The following is a 19,696-nucleotide window of genomic DNA, read 5'->3' on the forward strand; positions in this document are numbered from 1 at the left end:
CGGCTTCGACCGCGCGCTCGCCTATGCGCTCACCGCCTGCGTGCTGTGGCTGATCTCGAACGCGTTTCCGATCGTCGGCCTCGCGGTCAACGGCGATCTCGTCGAAACCACGTTAATCGGCGCGGTGCGCGTGCTGTATCGCGACGGCATGTGGCCGCTCGCCGGCCTCATCTTCATCACGACGATTCTGATGCCCGCGCTCCAGGCGCTCGCCATGGTGTGGCTGCTGCTGCCGCTGCATCTGAACCACAGGCCGTGGCGCGCCGACGCCGTGTTTCGCCTGCTGCGCATCGCGCGCAACTGGGGCATGACCGAAGTCCTGATGCTCGGGCTGCTGGTTGCGGTCGTGAAGCTCGCGCATATCGCGTCGGTGGTGACGGGGCCCGCGCTGTGGTCGCTCGCCGCGCTGATGCTGCTGCTGGTCGCGGCGACCTCCTCGTTCGACGAGCGCGCGATGTGGCTGCGCCTCGAAGGCGCGCCGCCCGGCATGGCCGCCGACACGCCGCTCGCCGGGCGCACGGCGGCGGCGAGCGGCATCTGCGTCTGTCACGATTGCGGCCTGTGCACGCGCGGCATGGCGCGGCATGCGCATCTGTACTGTCCGCGCTGCGGCGCGCGCCTGCACCTGCGCAAGCCGTCGAGCCTGTCGCGCACGTGGGCGTATCTGATCGCGGCGGCGGTGCTCTACATTCCCGCCAACACGCTGCCCGTGATGAACACGAGTTCCCTGTTCGGCGCGCAGAAGGACACGATCATGAGCGGCGTCGCGTATCTGTGGCATTCGGGCTCGTGGCCGCTCGCGATCATCGTGTTCATCGCGAGCATCGCGGTGCCGATGCTCAAGATCCTCGCCATCGGCTATCTCGCGGCGACCGCGAATCTGCGCATGACGCAGCAGAGCACGCAGCGCGCGGTCATCTACCGCATCGTCGAGCTGGTGGGCCGCTGGTCGATGCTCGATATCTACGTCATCGCCGTGCTCGTCGCGCTCGTGCAGTTCAGCGCGATGGCGACGATCGAGGCCGGGCCGGCGGCGATCGCGTTCGGCGCGGTCGTCGTGCTGACGATGTTCGCGGCGATGTCGTTCGATCCGCGCCTCATCTGGGATACGCCGCCACCTCCGGAAGAATCAAGATGAACACGCCCGGCGATATCCCCGATGCGGAAGTCGCGCCGAAGAAGCGCTGGCGCATTCCGTGGATCTGGGTCGTGCCAGCGATCGCGGTGGCGGTCGGCATCTGGCTCGCGGTGCAGACGGTGCTCCAGCAGGGCCCGACCGTCACCATCACGTTCAAGACCGGCGAAGGCATCGAAGCCGGCAAGACCAAGATCAAGTTCAAGGACGTCGACATCGGCCTCGTGAAGTCGGTCGCGCTGTCGGAGGATTACAAGCATGTGATCGCCAAGGCCGAACTGACGCGCGATGCGACCAACATGCTCGTCGACGACACGCGCTTCTGGGTCGTGCGGCCGCGCGTGGCGGGCGGCTCGGTGTCGGGCATCGGCACGCTCCTGTCGGGCGCGTATATCGGCATGGATATCGGCCATACGAAGCAGAGCCGGCGCGATTACACCGGGCTCGAAACGCCGCCGGTGTTCGCGAGTGACGTGCCCGGCCGGCAGTTCATCCTGAAAGCGACGGATCTCGGCTCGGTCGATGTCGGCACGCCGATCTATTTCCGCCGTCTGCAAGTGGGCCAGGTGACGTCGTTCGAACTCGACAAGGACGGCAGCGGCGTCACGCTGCACGTGTTCGTGAACGCGCCCTACGACCGCTACGTGAACGCCGATTCGCGCTTCTGGCAGGCGGGCGGCATCGACGTGACGCTCGGCACCGACGGCCTCAAGGTCAACACGCAATCGCTCGTGTCGATCCTGATCGGCGGGCTCGCGTTCGAGACGCCGGCGGTGTCGCTCAGCTGGTCGGAGGCGCCGCCCGACACGACCTTCAACCTGTTTCCGACGCGCGCCGAGGCGCTGCGCGTGCAGGAGCGCATCGTCGACAAATATGTGTTCGACTTCGTCGGCTCGGTGCGCGGCCTGGCCGTGGGTGCGCCGGTGGAATTCCGCGGCATCCAGATCGGCGAGGTGGCGGCCATCAACACGCGCTTCGACCCGGTCACCAAGCGCATCAGCATACCGGTCGAAATCAAGCTCTATCCGGAGCGCTTCACGTCGCGCTTCACGACCGAGCCGAAGAGCGGCCGGGTCGTGTCCGACCGGCGCGCGCTCGCGGACGTGCTCGTCTCGCGCGGTTTGCGCGGGCAGTTGCGCACGGGCAGCCTGCTCACCGGCCAGTTGTATGTGTCGCTCGATTTCTTCCCGAACGCGAAGAAGGCGAGCATCGACTGGAATCGCGACCCGCCCGAATTGCCGACCACGCCGAGCGGCCTCGAATCGATGCAGGATTCGATCAACCGCATCATGACGCGCATCGACAAGCTGCCGATCGAGGAACTGACGGCGAGCGCGCGGCAGACGCTCAACAGCACGACCGCGCTGATGCAGGGTCTCAACACGCAGGTCGTGCCGCAAGCCGCGACGACGCTGGCCGCCGCGCGCGCCGCGCTCGACGCCGCGCATTCGACGCTCATGCCGGATTCCGGCCTGCAGCAGGACACGGCCGAAGCGGTCCGCGAACTGACGCGCACCGCGGCCTCGTTCCGCAGTCTCGCGGATTATCTGCAGCAGCATCCGGAAGCGCTGCTGCGCGGCAAGCCGGAGGACCAGAAGTGATGCGGCCCGCTCTGCTGTCTTTCCTTCTCGTCGCGGCGATGCTCGCCGGATGCCGTTCGCCGCAGCCGAGTTTCTATCGTCTGAGCGCCGATCCCTCGCTCACCGCCGCGACCACGCGCGCGAACGCGCGGCCCGTGATCGTCGGACCGGTGACGGTGCCCGATCTCGTCGACCGGCCGCAGATCGTCACGCGCAACACCAGCAACGAAGTCGCGCTCAACGAGTACGCGCGCTGGGGCGAACCGCTCCGAAGCAGCATCGCGGACGCCATCGCGGGCGATCTCGCGTTGCTGCTCGGTTCGAATCGCGTCGCGCCCGCCTCGCGCGCGATCGCGGAGCCGGAAGCGTTGCGCGTGCGCGTCGATATCCAGCAGTTCGAATCCGTTCCCGGCGACGCCGTCGCGATCGATGCGCAATGGTCCGTGCGCCGCTTCGGCGACGATAACGCGCTCACCGGCCGCTCGCTCGTGCGCGAACCCGTCAATGGCGCCGACTGGAACGCGCTCGTGGCCGCGCACAGCCGCGCGCTCGCGAGCGTGAGCCGCGATATCGCCGCGGCGATACAGGGCGCCGCGCCGCAGTAAAAACGGGACTCACAGCACGAGACGCGCAGCCTCGTCGAACGCGGCGCCGGCGGGCGGCACGTCGCGCCGCGCAATGCGCACGATCTCGACCGCGCGTGTTTGCGGCGGCTGCGTCGGCAGGTGCGCGAGTTCGATCGCGATGTCCGCATGCGGTCCATCGCAGCCCGCTTCCATCAGCAGGTTCATCTGATTCAGGCACAACTCGCGGTGCGTGAGCGAGATCAGCGCCGCCGGTTCGGCGAGCAGATCGACGATCGTCTGAAGCTGCGTCTCGATGGAATCGGCGACCGAGCCCAATGCGGAAAGCGCGGCTTCGTTTTCCTCGAAGTCGCGCTGAAGCCGCGTGGCGTCGCCCGCAACATCGGTGGACGCGATCAGGCTGCTCATGCCGGCGCCGCGCCGGCCGAGCATGTGCATGCGCGCGTTCAGGAGCGCGCGATGTTCCTGCAGCGCGTCGCGCCGCGCTTCCTGATTCGCGACGCGCGACATCGCTTCGAGCGCGAACTGCTCGACGATCCGCTGCACGAGTTCCTGTCTGAGCGCTTCGTCCGTCTCGCTGCAAAAGCGCATGCGCTTGTCTTCGAAGCCGACTGCCGTGCGCGCGACATCCGAACGCATCGCGCCGTTCTCGACGGCCGAAACGAGCACACGCCGCTCGACGAGCGTCGCGCCCAGCACCGCGAAGGCGTAATCGGCGGCGATGTTGCCGTCGAACCAGTCGCGCACGTCGCGCGACTCGCCGATGACTTTCGCGATATCGTCGGGCGTCGCGAACTTCGCGCGCAGCCAGGGATCGTCCGCCCACGCACCGGGCGTTGCATCGCGCGGCGCCGGCAGCGCGGCGACGAGTTCATGCGCATGGTCGAGCGTCTTGACGATGACCGACGCAATCCGCGGCTCGTAACGATTCGCGAGCTTCACCTGCGGCGCGACCGCGACGATGCGATCGAGCGCCTGCCTGACGTCTTCGCGCGCGGTGGTGTCCTCGCGCCTGAAAAGCCAGTTGAACATGCTCATCCCATGATGTGCACGCCGCCGTCCACGTAGAGCGTTTCGCCCGACATGCGGCGCGCGAACGGTGTCGCGAGGAACGCGCAGGTGAAGCCGACGTCCATGATGTCGACCAGCTCGCCGAGCGGCGCGCGCTCTGCGGCCTCGGTCAGCAGCAGGTCGAAGTCCTTGAGTCCCGAAGCGGCACGCGTCTTGAGCGGCCCCGGCGAGATCGCGTGGACGCGAATGCCCTGCGGGCCGAGTTCGTAGGCGAGATAGCGCGCGCTCGCTTCGAGCGCGGCCTTCACCGGGCCCATCACGTTGTAGTTGGGAACCACCTTGTTCGCGCCGTGATAGCTCATCGTGAACATCGTGCCGCCGTCTTTCATGAGCGGCGCCGCGAGCCGCGCCATGCGCACGAACGAATGGCAGGAGATGTCCATCGCCTTCGCGAAGCCTTCCGCCGAACAGTTCAGCAGACCGCCCTGCAAATCGTCCTTCGGCGCCCATGCGATCGAATGCACGAGGATGTCGAGCGTGCCCCACTCGCTCGCGATGCGCTCGAACACCGCATCGAGCTGGTCCTGCCTCGACGCGTCGAGCGGCATGAAGATCGGCGCTTCGAGCGCTTGCGCGAGCGGCTCGACGTAGGGGCGCGCCTTCTCGTCCGCGTGCGTGATGGCGAGATCCGCGCCCAGTTCGCGAAACGCCTTCGCGCAGCCATAGGCGATCGAATGCTCGTTGGCGATGCCGGTGACGAGCGCCTTTGCGCCCTTCAGCACGGGTTGCGGGACGTTCACCGTCATGCGGATGCTCCTTCGATCAGCGTCAGCGCGTGACGCGCGATCATCAGTTCCTCGTTGGTCGGAATCACCCACGCGCTCACCTTGCTCGACGCCGTGCTGATGCGCGGGCCGCCGCTCGCGTTGGCCTGCGCATCGAGCTCGATGCCCCACCATGCCGCCTGTTCGCACACGCGCTGGCGAATCTCCTTCGAATGCTCGCCGATGCCCGCCGTGAACACGACGGCGTCGAGCCCCTGCAATGCCGCGCTCATCGAGCCCAGTTCGCGGCCGATGCGGTACACGTACAGATCGATGGCGAAGCGCGCGCGTTCGTCGCTGCTCGCGAGCAGCGCGCGCATGTCGCCCGAAACGCCGGAGACACCGAGCAGGCCCGAGCCGCGATACAGCAGGTCTTCGATCTCGCGCGCGTTCATGCCGAGTTCGTCGAGCAGATAGAGGATCACGCCGGGATCGAGATTGCCGCAACGTGTGCCCATCATCAGGCCGTCGACGGCGGTGAAGCCCATCGTGCTCGCGACGCTCTTGCCGGCAGAAAGCGCGCACAGGCTCGCGCCGTTGCCCAGATGCGCGACGACCGTGCGCCCGCGCGCCGCGTCCGGCGCGATCTCCGGCAACGCGCTCGCGATGTATTCGTACGAGAGGCCATGAAAACCGTAGCGCCGCACGCCGTTCTTCGTGATCGATTCGGGCAGCGCGAACGCCTGCGCGAGCGGGTCCTGCGTCGCATGGAAAGCGGTATCGAAACAGGCGACTTGCGGCAGCCCCGGATTGCGCTCCGCGATGATGCGAATGGGCTTCAGATTGTGCGGCTGATGCAGCGGCGCGAGCGGCGTGAGCTTGTCGAGCGCGTCGAGCACTTCCGGGCTCGTCAGTACGGGCTTCGTGAAATGCGCGCCGCCATGCACGACCCGATGCCCCACGCCGATCAGATGATGCCCCGCGCCGTGTCCGCGCAGGAACGCGCCCAGATGCGCGATGGCTTCGGCATGTTCGAGCTTCACGCCGTCGCCCCATGCGTGCTCGCCGGTCTTTTCGCCGTTCGCATTGAACGCGACGAAACGCGGCGAGCTGAAGAGGCCTTCCACCTGCCCGTGCGTGACGAGCGAGAGCGCCTTGCCCTGCACGTCGAACGCGCTGAACTTGATGCTCGACGAGCCCGCATTCAGAACCAGAATGACGTCGGCCATGGGATCACCCCGCCACTTGCGTTTCTTCGCGACGCTTCGCCGCCACCAGCGCGGCGATGGCGCACGACGCGAGCCGCGATTGCAGCGAATCGGCGCGGCTCGTCAGTATGATCGGCGCGCGCGCGCCGAGCACGATGCCCGCCGCGTCCGCGCCCGCGAGGAACGACAGGCTTTTCGCGAGCATGTTGCCCGCTTCGAGGTCCGGCACGATCAGCACGTTCGCGCGGCCCGCGACAGGCGAGTCGATCTTCTTCGTCTGCGCCGCTTCGAGATCGATCGCGTTGTCGAGCGCGAGCGGCCCGTCGACGAGCGCGCCCGTGATCTGATGGCGGTCCACCATCTTGCAGAGCGCGGCGGCTTCCAGCGTCGAGGGCACTTTCGGGTTCACCGTTTCCATCGCCGAGAGAATCGCGACGCGCACCTCGTCGAAGCGCAGCGCGTGGCCGAGATCGATGGCGTTCTGCAGAATGTCGACCTTGTCGGCGAGCGTCGGCAGGATGTTGATCGCGGCGTCGCTGATGATGAGCACGTTCTCATGGCCCGGCACGTCCATGATGAAGCAGTGCGAGACGCGCCGCTGCGTGCGCAGTCCGCCTTCGCGTCTGACGACGGCGGCCATGACTTCGTCGGTGTGCAGGCTGCCTTTCATGAGCGCTTCGGCCTTCGCCTCGCGCACCAGTTCGACCGCCTTTTCCGCGGCTGCGTGACTGTGCGGCGCATCGACGACGGCCAGGCCCGCGATGTTCAGCCCGCATTGCTCCGCGACCTCGCGGATGCGCTCGCGCGGCCCGACGAGAATCGGCGCGATCAGGCCCATCTCGTGCGCCTTGACCGCGCTTTCGAGCGATGTCCGGTCGCAGGGGTGCGCCACCGCCACCGCGAGCGGCGGCAGGGCCCGGCAAACCTCGATGAGCCGTTCGTACTTCTCGTGCGAATGAACCATATCGCCTCCCGTGTGAACGTGAGATGCGCCGCCCGCGCCTCAGTGCGCGGGCGCGGAACGTCTTGCTGCACGCGCCGCCTTGACGGGCAGCGCCGCGCGAATGCGCGCGAGCATGTCCTGCTGCGCGGTAGTAGGCTCGTAGCCTTGCATGCGGCTATCGGCGAGCAGCTTGTCGATGAGCGTGAGGAGCTTCTTGCGATCGCCGTTGTCGCCGAGCAGATCGGGCAGCGTCGCGAGCGCCTGCTCCGGCTCGTAACGCACGACGATTTCCTGCTCGCCGCGCAGGCGCCGCCATTCGTCGCGCGGCATCTGCGGCAAGTACTCCGCGTAGTCCTCCGCCAGTTCCTGGCGCAGCACCATGCGCGCGAGCGGCAGCGGTTCGTCGTGCCGCACGAGCAGGCACGCGACGCGCGCGACGGCCTGCGCATAGCCGCCTTGCGCCATCGATGCGAGCGCTTCCTGCACGAACGGCAGATCGCGCGGATCGGTTGTCTGCGCCGGGTCCTTGTGTTCTTGCGCCTGATGCGCCGAAAACATGTTGCCGTACACGGAGAAGAACATCGCTTCGGTCGTGGCATCGCGCATCGCGCGATAGAAATCGAGGCTCGCGCTGATCATGTCGGAGCCGCAATGCTCCGCGCGGCGCAGCACGTCGCGGTCGGTGTCGGGCTGGCGCGCGGCCTTGACCGCCTGCGCCGCGGGGCCGAGCCATGCGAGCCACGGGTTCAGGTCGGAGAACATCCAGCGTTGCGCGCGCAGCGGATGGAACGCGCGCAGCATCTTCGCGGTCGTGTCGTTCGCGAGCGCCTGCACGAAGGGCTGCGCGAACAGTTCATAGGCGCGCTGATTGAAATCCGATACCTGTTTGACGGCTTCGAACGGCAATTCGTCGACACGCTCGAAACGATTGAAGCCGGTCACTTCTTCGAGACGCCGCTCGTGAAAACTCACGTCGTACTCGATCTTGCCGCCCTCGCCCTTGCGTTCGGCGATTTCCATGCCGTACAGCCCCGGCGGAAACGATTCGATCGCCTCCAGCACCGATGCGATCTGCGTGTATTCCTTCTTCGCGACCTTGCCGCTCACGAAGATGCCCAGATGCCCGATGCTCTTGTGCATCAGACCGACGATCACCTGTCCGCGCGCCTTGATCTCGTCGGTGCTGCCGTAGATGTCCGCGACCCAGTTGAACGCCTGCTGCGGCGGCGTGATGTTGTCGCCCATCGACGCAAAGAGAATGATCGGCGACTTGATGGCGCGCAGATCGAACGATGCGCCCGACGCACCGCTCACTTCGCCCGACCATAGCTTGTTGCCGACGAACAGATTGCGCGTTATCCATTCGATCTCCTCGCGGTTCATCAGATAATAGCCGCCCCACCAGCGCTCGAAATCGAGAAAGCGCGGCGGTTCGGTATCGATGTTGGCGAACAGGGTGTAGTACTTGTCCCAGAAGCTGTTGGCCGGATTGAGGTTCTCGAAGTTCTCGACGAGATACGCGCCGTCGAACTTGCCGTTGCCGAGGTCCGCCGTCAGCGACGCGAGCCAGGTGCCGCCGAGCATGCCGCCCGAATAGCGCATCGGGTTGTCGCCCTCGCCTTCGCTCCACGCGCCGCTCCAGTACGACATCGGCGCGCCGTTGATGACGAGCGGGCCGGTATCGTCGGGCTGGGAGCTTGCCAGCATCATCGCGGCCCAGCCGCCCTGGCAATTGCCGACGATCGCGGGCTTCGGGCTCTCCGGATGCAGCTCGCGCACGTGCCGGACGAACTGCTGCTCGGCCGCGCAGACATCGAGCAAGGTCTGACCGGGCTGCGGGTCGCGGAAGAACGTGACGAAGTACACCGGATGCCCCGCGCGCAACGCGACGCCCACTTGCGAATCGTCCTTGAAGCCGCCGATGCCGGGACCATGCCCCGCGCGCGGATCGATGATGAGATACGGGCGCTTCAGCGCATCGATGGTCACGCCCTCGGGCGGCACGATGCGCAACAGCGCGTAGTTCACCGGGCGCGTGAACGTGCGGCCATCGATCAGCATTTCATGGTCGAAATGCAGCACCGGTTCGAGACCGCGCTTCGTCTGCTCGACGAAATTATTGCCGCGCTGGCGCAACGTGTCCCAGAACAGCACGGAGCGCTGGATGAGATCGACGGCATACGCGTAGCCGCTGAACTGGCCCGTTGCGTTCGCACCCGGACCACTGAAATGATCCGCGCCGCCGTTGCTGAAAAGACGCATGCCCGCATCGCGCGTGCGCTCGCTGAAATTCTGCTGCGCCACTTCCGCGCGCTTCTGAAACACCCGTGTGACCTTGTCCGCGATGTCCCGGCTGCGCGCCAGTTGATCCCCATACGTCATGACGTACCCTCCTCGACGGAAACCTGCAAGCGATGACGCTGGAAGCAGATGCCTGGACCGATGAATTGAATACCACCACTAAAATATATTCGCAATGCGCGACAGGAAAGTGGCAAAAAATGGCGACTTAACGACGCGCGGCATCATCGCCATTGCGCGAAACAATCTCCTGATACTTGATCACGACATGTTCGAGGTTATAGAACATGCGTGTCTGGCCGAGCCGCTCGCCGAGCGGCGAGCGCCGCACCGCCGCGAGCACGCCGGGATTCAGGCCCGCGAGCCACAGCGTGGTTCCGTTGGCGGCGAGGCGCGCGTCCGCTTCGATCATCATCTTGAGCGCAGTGTATTCGACATCGAAGACCCGGCTCAGATCCAGCACGACGATTTTCGCGCCTGACTCGCGCACGAGCGGCCGGATCTTTTCGGCGACACGTTCCGCATTGACGAAGAAAATCCGTCCCTCGGGACGCAACAGCAACAGTCCGGGAAACGCTTCGTCGTCGGGATGTTTCGATGAATCGCGCCGGAACACGTTGGTGCCCGGTATCCGCCTGAGCGCGTACACGGGCGGGTCGGACACCTGATGCGCGAGCGCGAACAGCGACACGATGATCGCAACCACGATGCCTTCCAGCGTGCCCAACAACACGACGCCCGCGCATGCCGTCACTGCCCAGACGAATTCGGTGCGGCGAACCTTCAGGATTGCGTGGAATTCGGCGGGGCTGAAAAGCCCGATGGAATAGAACACGACGACGGCGGCGAGCGTCGCGTGCGGCATCGACGCCATCAGCGGCGCGAACAGCAACATTACCGCGAGCGCGACGAGCGCCGTCACGAGGCCCGCGAGTTGCGAGCGCGCGCCCGCTTGCCGGTTCACGGCGGTCTGGCTCGTGCCGCCGCCCGCAACCATCGCGCCGAGCAACGCGCCGCCCGCATTCGCCAGGCCGGTCGCGAGCAGTTCGCGATTCGCATCGGGCGCGGGTTCGTCGTTGCGCGCGAACGCGCGGGCCGCCGCGATGCTTTCGGTAAAACTCATCAGCGCGATGCCGAGCGCGTCGGGCCATAGTTTGAGCGCCAGCGGCAAATCCGGCTGTGTCCACGACGGCAATCCGGCGGGCACGGCGCCGACCGTTTCGATACCGTGCGCGCGCAGGCCGAAAAGCGCGACCGCGATGATCGCCGCCGCAACTACGATCAACGGCGCCGGGGCACGCGGCACGAAGCGTTCGAGCAGCACGAGCGCGGCGAGCGTGAGCAACGCGAGCGCGAGTGTAGTCGCCGACAGATGCGGCAAATCCGCGACGAATGCACCGACATTGTGAAAAAACGATCCTTTTGGATAATGCATGCCGAACAGTTTCGGCAACTGATCCATGACGATGACGATCGCCACGCCCGCCTTGAAGCCGACGAGCACCGGCTCCGAAATGAAGTTCGCGACGAAGCCGAGGCGCAAGACCGCGGCCGCGACGAGCATCAGGCCGACGAGCATCGTCAGCGTGGCGCTGGCGGCGGCGAGCGCGTTCGCATCATCGCCGCCGACGGTCGCGCTCAGCGCGTTCGCGGCAAGAATCGCGAGCGTGGTCGTCGTGCTGACGGAAAGCGCGCGCGATGATCCGGTGAACGCGTAGACGATCATCGGCACGCAGGCCGTGTAAAGGCCGGCCTGCACCGGGAGGCCGGCGATCGTCGCGTAAGCCAGCGACTTCGGAATGACGACGGCCGCCGCCGTCAGTCCCGCAACGATATCGGCGCGCGCCCATTGTTTCTCGTAGTGAAACAGCCACTCGGGCGCAATGGACGAGCGACGCGACATGACGACGCCGCGCTCAGAAGCGTTCGGGCACGTAGCGCAGCGGCCGGTCGCTCTCGCGATACCCCTCCGCTTTCTGGCGTTTGGGCAGCTTCACCTTTTCGCGCGGCACGGCCTTGTACGGGATGTTCGCCAGCAAATGGCTGATCAGGTTCAGGCGCGCGCAGCGCTTGTCGTCGGAACGCACGACATACCAGGGCGCGAGATCGGTGTCGGTCGCTTCGAACATGTCGTCGCGGGCGCGCGAATAGTCGTACCAGCGGCTGTACGAGCGCAGGTCCATCGGCGAGAGCTTCCAGATTTTGCGTTCGTCGTGAATGCGCTCTTCGAGACGCCGCGTCTGCTCTTCCTGCCCGACTTCGAGCCAGTACTTGAACAGAAGGATGCCCGAATCGATGATCGCGCGCTCCACGAGCGGCACGCCCTTCAGGAAGGTGGTCGCCTGTTCGTCGGTGCAGAAGCCCATCACGCGCTCGACGCCCGCGCGGTTGTACCAGCTCCGGTCGAAGAGCGTGATCTCGCCCGCCGCGGGCAGATGCGGCAAATAGCGCTGCACGTACATCTGGGTTTTCTCACGCTCGGTGGGCGCGGGCAGCGCCACCACGCGGAAAACCCGCGGGCTGACGCGCTCGGTGAGCGCCTTGATCGTGCCGCCCTTGCCCGCGCCGTCGCGCCCTTCGAACACGATGCAGATCTTCGCGCCCGTATGGACGGCCCATTCCTGCAGCTTCACGAGTTCGACATGCAAGCGCGCAAGCTCCTTGTCGTACTGCTTGCGGCTCAGGCGCTCGCCTTTCGACGCTTTGTCGGCCTTGTCCTCGTTCATCGTCGTCTCCTCTTGTCGTCCGATGCGACCCGCGCGGCCACGCCAAGGCCGCCGTCGTGAGCTGCGCGCGGCACGCGATTGTGATCTGCGGCGATGCCGTCAGGTTTCGTTGCGCTCGGGCATGACCTGCACCACGAGCGTGCGATTTTTCCAGAACATATTGTGGATGCGCGGCTGAAAGGTGCGCAGCACGTGCGGCTCGACTTTATCGAAACTCACGACCGCGGCCGGATGCTCTCCGGTGCCGGGCACACGCTGAATCGAATCGTACGGAGGAAAGCCGTAATTGCAGAGAAAATCTCTTATCTCGTCGTCGGTCGTCGACTCGTCGACATTGCCTAGCCAAAGATCACCCATTGCGAAGTTCTCCGTTGAGTCCTGCGGTAACTGCAAATTCACGCTGATCCATCACGCTTTCCCGACCGGCGCTGCGCAAGCGGATTCAATGCGACGACGAAAATCACGATGCCGATGCCGAGCGCCCACATGCCGTAGCGAAACTCGCGCGCCATGTCGTACAGGAGACCGTGAATCGTGAAGTAGAGGCCCGCGAGCCAGATGAACACGCCCGTCGAGGCAACCACCATGCGCGGCTCGTTCAGTCTCATCGATGTCTCCCGGAAATATTGCGCGAGATAGCTTCAGTTTAGGCAAATCCGGGGCGCCGTGTGAACGTACGTGCAACTCGCGCACTTGGCGTACGGCGACCGGTAGACTACATTCTCTGCGTGTGACCGTGGATCGGGCAATGTACGACCAATCGCCGTTCAACGTTCGGGTGCGCTCCGCTCATGCGAAAGCCGATCCTCTCTTCGAGCCGGCCGTTCATCGTTTCGATGCTCATCCTGCTCGCCTTCGCGCCAGTGGCCGCGCACGCGCAAGCCGCGCCGGATCGCGCCGTGGTCGGGACCAACGTCAAGAACTACGCGAACGCCGTGCTGGCGATCATGTCGTACACGGCGGTGCCGGACGTCACGACGAGTTCGCTCTCCATCAACAGCGGCGCGACCGGCAATCCGGGCTTCGGCCAGACGCAGCTCGGCGGCGGCTTCACCCTCAGCAGGTCGTTTCCGCTCTATCTCGAAGGCACCGTCGCGTACAGCCGCTACGATCCGACCTTCATCGCGACCGACGGCACTCAGCAACGCCCTGTGCCGGCGAAATGGAACACCGCGAGCACGACGATCGGTATCGGCTGGGATATTCCGATCACCAACGAGCTGCGTCTGCGGCCGATCCTCAACGGCATGATCGGCCGTGTCGCGAGCGATCTGCGCGTCGCGCAGACCGTGTTCAACCATGTCGCCAGCACCAATCTCCAGTTCCTCGAGGACGGCGCGCTCAACGCCTACGGCCTCGGCGGCTCGCTGATGCTCGATCTGGAGCACTATCGCGAACACTATGAGATCGATGTCGAACTGCGCGCAACCGATATCTATTTGCGCAGCTTCGGCAGTTCGTCGGAGGCCGTGCAGGGATCGGCGACGGCGCAGCAGTTCAGCCTGTGGGCGCGCTGGCGTGCGCCGACGGGCTTTGCCGCGCTCGACCGGCCGGTGCGCTACGTGCTCGAAACCGCGTATTCGCATTACTTCGGCGACAGCGCCGGCGTGCTCGGCTTCAACGATCTGACCTCGCTCGGCGTGGGCCTCGAACTCGATAGCAGCAAGTATCCCGTCGTCATCACGCGCACGCGGGCGATGGTGCGTTACGTGTTCGGCCACAATGTGCACGGGGTGTCGTTCGGCCTCGCGGTCAGCTTCTAGCGAAGCACTCAGAACCTGTTGCGCTGGCTCGGATCGAATTTCGGGTCCGGCTGCTTTTGCGTCTGTGTGAGCACGCCTTGCGGATCGAAATAGAAATTGAAGATCATGTGGTCGATGTTGTTCTCCATATACCGGTACGACCACACCTCACGATCCATTCGCTTGAAATACGCCGTTTCGAAGGGTCTGCCGAACGCGACCATCACGTCGTTGCGCGTCCACTTATTGACCTCGGCGCGATAGAACTCCTTTTCCTGAAGCACTTGCCGCACACTGACGGTATTGCCCGACGCATCGAGATCGACGGCGGTGGTCGTCGATCCCATCGGCTGCGTGGGCCACATGAGACGCTTGCCGCCGTTGGGTAGATCGTAGGTTTCCTTCGGCGGACCGAGCTTCGCGATGATCGCCTGCTGGTCCATGCCAGGCTGCACGCGCTGCTCGGGTTGCGCGCAGCCTGCGATCGTGAGCACCACGACGCACGCACATGCAAGTTGCTTTTTCATTGGCCTCTCCCGCGTCGGCGCGACCGGCGCTCTCGCTTATTTCGTCGTGGCGGGTTCCACGGCGATCGCGAGCGCTTCCGTGTACACCGCTTTCACCTGATCGCCCTTTTTCATGTGCTTGAGGCGCTCGGGGTCCTCCACGAGCAGATCCACCGTCTGGCCATGCGGGCCGCGCAACGTGACGGTCTTCGCATGACGGTCGATGCCGACGACATCAGCGATGATCGTCACTTCGCGGCCCAGCTCTCCGCCCGGTTTCGCGCCGCGCGGTGCGCGCTCGGACGTGTCCTTCTCCGAGCGCGACGCCTCCGTCTTCTTGCCGACCAGACTCAGCGTCAGCGATTGGCGATACTGCGCGGTCACGACATCGCCGAGCGCAAGCTGGTCGAAGTTGCGCGCCTCGTTCGTGACTTCGAGTTCGATCACCTTGCCCGCGGCCGTTTTCAGCGTGACGGTGCGCGTCGCCGGATCGATGCCGACGATCGTCGCCGTGACTTTGGCGACGCCCTGTACCGTGGCGCCGTTCGCATCGCGCACGACGCTTACGTCGGTTTCGGGCCCGGCGGACCATGCACTCGCGGATATCGCAAGGCACGACAGGACAACGAGGCTCATGCGTTTCATGATCGCGCTCCTGGTTTCAGCGACACCGCAATGAAGTTACTGAATCGAGTAACCGCGTCCCTGCATGCACGCCGCCCACGCGCGGTAGTACGTGGTCATCGCGCCCTGGCTCTGGGCTTGCGCATTCGATTGCTGCGCGCGCTTTTCCTGCCGCGCGCGCGCGCCGCCCGCCATCGTGCCCGCTACCGCGCCGACGGCCGCGCCCTTGCCGGCATCGCCCGCGATCGCGCCGATCGCAGCACCGCCCGCCGCGCCGCGCGCCGCGCCGCCCACGCGCTGGCCGCCGCCCGCCGCCGCGCCGCCTTGTGGCGGCGGCGCCGCCGATGCCGTGGCAGGATCGATGCCGGTGTTGCTCTTGGCCCAGCTATAGCACGCGCCATCGTCGTTCTGCTGCTGCTGGGCGCTTTGACCTTTGGATGGGTAAGCGATCGGCTTGCTCTGCGCGATGGCATCGAGCGCCATCACGGCGATCACGAGGGCGCAGCCCGCGCGCAATGTATATGCATTCATGGCGACTCCTTGGCTGAGTTCTAAAATTCGAGCGATTCAATGATTCGGCGAACCCGCGCATGCGTTTTGGTTAGCGCTCCTGCACGCGAGTCCAGGATGCGTCGGGATCGAATTCCGTCAGCGGCGCGGCCGATGCGCCCCGATTCTTCTGATACACGACGCCGTTGTTGTTGACAATGAAAGTCATCACGCCGCTCGCGCCGTACTGTGCGGGATAAGCGGCCATCGCGAAGCCCGCGAGCATGCGCCCGTTGATGATATAGCTGAATGCGCCGCCTGGCGCGTGATTTCCCTGCTTCATTAGGATACGAAAATAATATCCGTGATAGGCGTCACCCGGGTTTCGATTCTTGAAATAATTTGTGCTCGCGGCGATCAACGGACCGAAGGGACTCGGTTCTTCGCCCTTCGATTCATCGGCGGGCCAATAGAGGCCGTCGCGCGTGCCCTGCGAACTGCCTAGCTTGCGTGCATATTGCAGCACGCCGTCTCCCATGCGATCTTTCGTCGCGTACTCGCGTTGCGCGTCGAGATACGCGCGCAGCACCTTGATCGCCTCGCGCTCGTTCGCTCCGATGCGCCGGTCCAGCACTTCCTGCTCCCCCTCTTCGGTCGCGAAGCGCCACGCGCCATGTTCGCGCACGAGCGGAATCGGCATCGGCCATGCTTCGTCGCCGATGCGCAGAATGCGGCGATCGGGCGACGTTGGTTCCAGCGCGTGATACGCATTGAATTCGGCGAGCGCGTTCGCGCGCAGCTCGCGATTCTCGGCTTCATCGGGCGTCACGACGAGACGCTTGTGCGCGTTGCCGAAGATCGCAATGAGCGCGGTATCATCGTTCGACTTCAGCGCCTGTTCCAGCGCACTCACTGCTTCGTCGGGCGTCGCGAACGTCTGCTGCTGGTCGGCGGCGAGAATGCGTAGCGGCGCAAGCAGCATCGCGCAGGTTGCAAACGCAATCAACAGGCGCGTCGATATGTTCATGATCTGGCTCCTATCGACGTCCGCTGCGACCGCCGCCGAATCCGCCGCGGCCGCCGCCGCCCTGAAAGCTGCGGCCGCCTTGCGCGCCCGACATCGACTGCCGGCTCGCCGCGCCGCGCGCACCGTCCGCCCGTGCGTTCTGCGCGGAGCCATAGCCGCTGAATGCATCGCCGCCGCGTCCCTGAAAGTTGCCGGCGTTCTGCGCGGCCATCGGCGCGCCTGCCGCTGCGCGCTGTGCGCCGCCGCCTGCGCGCGATGGCGCATCGCCGACGCGTTGTCCGGATGCACGGGCCGTCGTGCCCGATACCTGTCCGGGCTTCTTCTCCGAGCGCCAGGTGCTCGACTGTTGCGATCCCGTTGCGCCGCGGTTCGCCGCGCGATTGCTCAACTCGTTCTTCACCTCGGTGCGATTGACGTTGCCCTCGCGATTGATGTTGATCGTGTTGTTGCCGCCGTTGTAGTTGGTTTCGTAGTGCCCGCCGTGCCACACGGCGGTGATCGCCGCGCCCCATATCAGACCCGTCGCGAACGCCGCGCCGGGCGCGTACGGATAGTAGTAGACGGGATAAGGCGCGGGCGCATACGCATAGACCGGCGTCGGACTGCTCACGATGACCGTCGCCGGGTTGTACTGCGGCACATAGATGACTTCGGGATTCGACGGCACGATCCTGATCACTTCCTTCTCGACGACGATCGTCTGCTTGTCGTCGGTGTTCAGATTGCCGACGGACTGAGTCTGCCGTCGAAAGCGCTGCACGGCCTGCAAAACGGCGCTTTGGTCCGCGACCACCGCTTCGCCGAGCGCAACGGTCCAGTCGAGATCGTTGCTCATCTTCTTCACGACTTCCGGGTAATTGAGAAGCGCCTTCACCGGGTCCTGCCATGCTTCGTTCACAGGCAGATCCTTGTCGATCTTTCTGCGTTCGAGAAAGCGGTCGGCCTGCACGACCTCGATCGGATAGGTCGAAGCGGGCAGCATGATCGCGATGAGATCGTCGGGATACAGCGCGATAGGCCCGACGAGCCTGTCCAGGTCAGCCGGATTCATCGCGACGGGCGCGGGCACATCCGTGCTCGCCACCGGCGCTTGCGCGCACGCACTCGCACCGCACGCGAGCGCGGACGCGACGAGAAGCACGCTCATGAGTTTGCGCATCGTCTTGTACCCGCACCGAGCCGAGAGGCGTCGAATGCGTGGAGAAGCCAAAGATCGGAGCAGCGTTTATCTATTCTCGTAGTGCCGTTTGCAGCTTGATGCGCGGTGAAGTTGCCATTGCAAGATATGCGAACACTTTCGCGATTACAAGACCGACGGCATAGGTATTTGTTCGCTCATCCGCGCCGTGATTTCAGCTTTTAATTACCCGCCCAGGGCGATGATCGCCATCGTCAGGAGTACGCCCAGCGCCGTCATCGAAAGTCCTGCTTTCCAGCCGCTCCAGCCCGCATAGCCGCCCAGCGCGAAGCCGCAGAAAAACAGCATCGCGAGCGTCAGCACCCGCGATATCAGCAACGCAGTCGGCACGTGTTTGACGAGGACAAAAGGCGCGGCGACAGGAAACGTGGACAGCACGATGATGATGAAGATGCCCAGCGCCGCGAGAAAGTCGCCGCGCACGAAACGCGCGCGCTCGGGCAGGCCGTCGCTCGCGGCGATGCGCTTGCGGATGGCTTCGAGATCGGCGTCCGAGACGAACGGGTCGAGCGCCGTGGATAAGCGCTCGCGCAACGCGCGCACGCCCGCCGCCGCATCGCGCTCGCGTTGGATGGAGAGCGCGAGCGCGTGCCTGCGCGCGCGGTTCGCGATCGTGCGCACCAGATACATGACGGCGTCCGCAAGACCCCACGCGAGATTGCAGCCGAAGGCCGTGTAGAGCATCTTGCGGCCCGCATCCTCGCCGCCCGTCGCCGCCGATACCGTGCCGACGAACGTCAGCGCCATGAACAGGCCGAAGCACAGCTCGGACACGCGATCGACAGTATCGAGCACGGGCTCCCGCGCGCGTTCCTGCGCCGCATCGCCGGCACTCATCGGCGTGTGCCGCTACGCGACTTTCACCTCGTTTTCCAGAGGCTGATTCTTCTCGAACGCGGTGATGCTCTGCAACGTGGTTTCGCAGATGGTGGTCAGCGCTTCGCGCGTCAGATACGCCTGATGTCCCGTCACGATGACATTGGGAAACGAAACGAGCCGTTGAAAGATATCGTCGGTGATGATTTCGCTCGACAGGTCGCGAAAGAACAGATCCGCCTCCTGTTCATAGACATCGATTGCGAGGCCGCCCAGCTGGCCGGTCTTCAACGCTTCGATGGCGGCTTCCGTGTCGATCAGCGCGCCGCGGCTCGTGTTGACGAGCAACGCGCCGCGCTTCGCGCGCTTGAGCGACTCCGAGTTGATGATGTGATGCGTCTGCGGCGTCAAAGGACAGAACAGCGCGACGATGTCCGCCCGCTCGCCGATCTCGCCGGAGGTCGCATAGCGCAGCCCGAGCGCCTCGAACGCCTTCGACGGATACGGATCGTAGCCGAACACATGACAGCCGAAGCCCTGCATGATCTTCGCGAACACGCAGCCGATCTTGCCGGTGCCGACCACCGCGACGGTCTTGCCGTACAGATCGAAACCGATCAGGCCGTCGAGCGAGAAGTTCGAATCGCGCGTGCGATTGTAGGCGCGATGCACCTTGCGATTGATCGCGAGCAGCAGCGCGACCGCATGCTCCGCCACCGAGTTCGGCGAATAGTTGACGACGCGCACCACCTTGATGCCGAGCTTCGCGGCGGCGGCGAGATCGACATTATTGAAGCCCGTGCAGCGCAGCGCGACCAGACGCGTGCCGCCCTTGTGCAACGCTTCGAGCACCTCGGCATCCGCCTTGTCATTGACAAACACGCACACCGCGCCGTAACCCGCCGCAAGCTCGACCGTATCCATATCGAGCGACATGTCGTGATATCTGAGCTTATGGTTCTCGACCTTGTTCGCCTGGTCGAGATACTCGCGCTCGTAAGGCGTCGAGCTGTAGATCGCCACTTCCATGATGTGCTCCTTC

Annotated in this window: 20 protein-coding genes; 4 read left to right on the forward strand and 16 right to left on the reverse strand. The window is 65.1% G+C overall.

The annotated features are described in order from the left end of the window. The 3 genes from AWB80_RS23460 to AWB80_RS23470 all read left to right on the forward strand — a co-directional run. A partial coding sequence (locus AWB80_RS23460; RefSeq protein WP_061177055.1) for a paraquat-inducible protein A occupies positions 1-1,138 on the forward strand: 1,138 nt, incomplete at its 5' end. Beyond that, the gene (locus tag AWB80_RS23465; protein ID WP_061177056.1) at positions 1,135-2,736 is read left to right on the forward strand and encodes a PqiB family protein; all 1,602 of its coding nucleotides are present in this window, start codon (positions 1,135-1,137) and stop codon (positions 2,734-2,736) included. The genes AWB80_RS23460 and AWB80_RS23465, both read left to right, overlap by 4 nt. After that, positions 2,736-3,320: a PqiC family protein gene (locus tag AWB80_RS23470; protein WP_061177057.1), complete on the forward strand. Its 585-nt coding sequence runs from the start codon at positions 2,736-2,738 to the stop codon at positions 3,318-3,320. The genes AWB80_RS23465 and AWB80_RS23470 overlap by 1 nt, the downstream gene beginning before the upstream one ends. A gap of 9 nt (positions 3,321-3,329) precedes the next feature. On the opposite strand, the gene AWB80_RS23475 is transcribed toward AWB80_RS23470, so the two are convergent. The 9 genes from AWB80_RS23475 to AWB80_RS23515 form a co-directional block, all read right to left on the reverse strand. Next, positions 3,330-4,337, reverse strand: a complete 1,008-nt coding sequence (locus AWB80_RS23475; protein WP_061177058.1) for a hypothetical protein — start codon at positions 4,335-4,337, stop codon at positions 3,330-3,332. Further along, complete coding sequence (gene fabI, locus AWB80_RS23480) at positions 4,334-5,116, reverse strand: enoyl-ACP reductase FabI (protein WP_061177059.1); 783 nt, start codon at positions 5,114-5,116, stop codon at positions 4,334-4,336. The genes AWB80_RS23475 and fabI overlap by 4 nt, the downstream gene beginning before the upstream one ends. After that, positions 5,113-6,303, reverse strand: coding sequence for an acetate/propionate family kinase (locus AWB80_RS23485; protein ID WP_061177060.1), 1,191 nt, complete (start codon positions 6,301-6,303; stop codon positions 5,113-5,115). Before AWB80_RS23485 ends, fabI begins: the two co-directional genes overlap by 4 nt. A 4-nt stretch (positions 6,304-6,307) precedes the next feature. Further along, on the reverse strand, positions 6,308-7,246 hold the full coding sequence (locus AWB80_RS23490; protein ID WP_061177061.1) for a phosphate acetyltransferase: 939 nt from the start codon (positions 7,244-7,246) through the stop codon (positions 6,308-6,310). A gap of 39 nt (positions 7,247-7,285) precedes the next feature. Then, positions 7,286-9,607, reverse strand: coding sequence for a DUF3141 domain-containing protein (locus tag AWB80_RS23495; protein ID WP_061177062.1), 2,322 nt, complete (start codon positions 9,605-9,607; stop codon positions 7,286-7,288). 127 nt (positions 9,608-9,734) lie between these two features. Then, complete coding sequence (locus tag AWB80_RS23500) at positions 9,735-11,429, reverse strand: SulP family inorganic anion transporter (RefSeq protein WP_061177063.1); 1,695 nt, start codon at positions 11,427-11,429, stop codon at positions 9,735-9,737. A 13-nt stretch (positions 11,430-11,442) separates the two neighbouring features. After that, positions 11,443-12,252 (reverse strand): polyphosphate kinase 2, encoded by an 810-nt coding sequence (gene ppk2, locus AWB80_RS23505; RefSeq protein ID WP_061177064.1) that lies wholly within the window; start codon positions 12,250-12,252, stop codon positions 11,443-11,445. 99 nt (positions 12,253-12,351) lie between these two features. Further along, the gene (locus AWB80_RS23510; RefSeq protein ID WP_061177065.1) at positions 12,352-12,609 is read right to left on the reverse strand and encodes an RNA recognition motif domain-containing protein; all 258 of its coding nucleotides are present in this window, start codon (positions 12,607-12,609) and stop codon (positions 12,352-12,354) included. A gap of 38 nt (positions 12,610-12,647) precedes the next feature. Then, positions 12,648-12,860, reverse strand: a complete 213-nt coding sequence (locus tag AWB80_RS23515) for a DUF2964 family protein (RefSeq protein ID WP_244206689.1) — start codon at positions 12,858-12,860, stop codon at positions 12,648-12,650. A 228-nt stretch (positions 12,861-13,088) separates the two neighbouring features. Between AWB80_RS23515 and AWB80_RS23520 the strand changes: the two genes are divergently transcribed. Beyond that, positions 13,089-14,015 carry a hypothetical protein gene (locus AWB80_RS23520; protein WP_244206700.1) on the forward strand — a complete coding sequence of 309 codons (927 nt, stop codon included), beginning with the start codon at positions 13,089-13,091 and terminating at the stop codon, positions 14,013-14,015. An 8-nt stretch (positions 14,016-14,023) separates the two neighbouring features. Here AWB80_RS23520 and AWB80_RS23525 read toward each other — a convergent pair whose 3' ends face one another. The 7 genes from AWB80_RS23525 to AWB80_RS23555 form a co-directional block, all read right to left on the reverse strand. Then, positions 14,024-14,521 carry a hypothetical protein gene (locus AWB80_RS23525; RefSeq protein ID WP_061177068.1) on the reverse strand — a complete coding sequence of 166 codons (498 nt, stop codon included), beginning with the start codon at positions 14,519-14,521 and terminating at the stop codon, positions 14,024-14,026. Positions 14,522-14,557: 36 nt separating this feature from the next. Next, the gene (locus tag AWB80_RS23530; protein ID WP_061177069.1) at positions 14,558-15,145 is read right to left on the reverse strand and encodes a hypothetical protein; all 588 of its coding nucleotides are present in this window, start codon (positions 15,143-15,145) and stop codon (positions 14,558-14,560) included. Between the two features lie 36 nt (positions 15,146-15,181). Next, a complete protein-coding gene (locus tag AWB80_RS23535; protein WP_061177070.1) occupies positions 15,182-15,655 on the reverse strand; it encodes a glycine zipper domain-containing protein in 474 nt (157 codons plus the stop codon). Positions 15,656-15,725: 70 nt separating this feature from the next. After that, positions 15,726-16,640 (reverse strand): DUF2950 domain-containing protein, encoded by a 915-nt coding sequence (locus AWB80_RS23540; protein WP_061177071.1) that lies wholly within the window; start codon positions 16,638-16,640, stop codon positions 15,726-15,728. 10 nt (positions 16,641-16,650) lie between these two features. Further along, positions 16,651-17,787: a DUF3300 domain-containing protein gene (locus AWB80_RS23545; RefSeq protein ID WP_244206691.1), complete on the reverse strand. Its 1,137-nt coding sequence runs from the start codon at positions 17,785-17,787 to the stop codon at positions 16,651-16,653. Positions 17,788-18,003: 216 nt separating this feature from the next. Continuing rightward, positions 18,004-18,675, reverse strand: a complete 672-nt coding sequence (locus AWB80_RS23550) for a hypothetical protein (RefSeq protein WP_061177073.1) — start codon at positions 18,673-18,675, stop codon at positions 18,004-18,006. Positions 18,676-18,687: 12 nt separating this feature from the next. Then, the gene (locus AWB80_RS23555; RefSeq protein WP_061177074.1) at positions 18,688-19,683 is read right to left on the reverse strand and encodes a 2-hydroxyacid dehydrogenase; all 996 of its coding nucleotides are present in this window, start codon (positions 19,681-19,683) and stop codon (positions 18,688-18,690) included. Between the last annotated feature and the right edge of the window lie 13 nt (positions 19,684-19,696).

Source organism: Caballeronia pedi, from assembly GCF_001544915.2.
Lineage (GTDB): Bacteria > Pseudomonadota > Gammaproteobacteria > Burkholderiales > Burkholderiaceae > Caballeronia > Caballeronia pedi.